The following is a 243-nucleotide window of genomic DNA, read 5'->3' as shown; positions in this document are numbered from 1 at the left end:
CTCCAACGACTACTCCGACGGTATTCGGGGAACCGACGAGGTCCGGGTTGGCCCGATTCGACTCGTTGGGCAGGGCCTTGCCGACCCATCAGCGGTGAAGAAGGCGGCACTGCTGTCGTTCCTCGTCGCATGTGTGTGTGGCGCAATCCTGGTTCTGCTCACGCAAGCCTGGTGGTTGTTGATCGTCGGTGTGCTTGCCGTTGCTGTCGCGTGGTTCTACACCGGCGGACCTCGCCCCTACGG

The 243-nt window shown here is 63.0% G+C and carries 1 protein-coding gene; it reads left to right on the top strand.

The window, feature by feature from the left end; genetic code table 11:
• A partial coding sequence (locus tag H6A60_RS13540) for a UbiA prenyltransferase family protein (protein WP_275114244.1) occupies positions 1–243 on the top strand: 243 nt, incomplete at both ends.

The sequence above is a fragment of the Sutterella massiliensis genome (assembly GCF_016899755.1).
Taxonomy (GTDB): Bacteria; Pseudomonadota; Gammaproteobacteria; order Burkholderiales; family Burkholderiaceae_F; genus Sutterella; species Sutterella massiliensis.
Note: the sequence above shows the minus strand (reverse complement) of the source record. Positions and strands in the feature narration are given on the sequence as shown.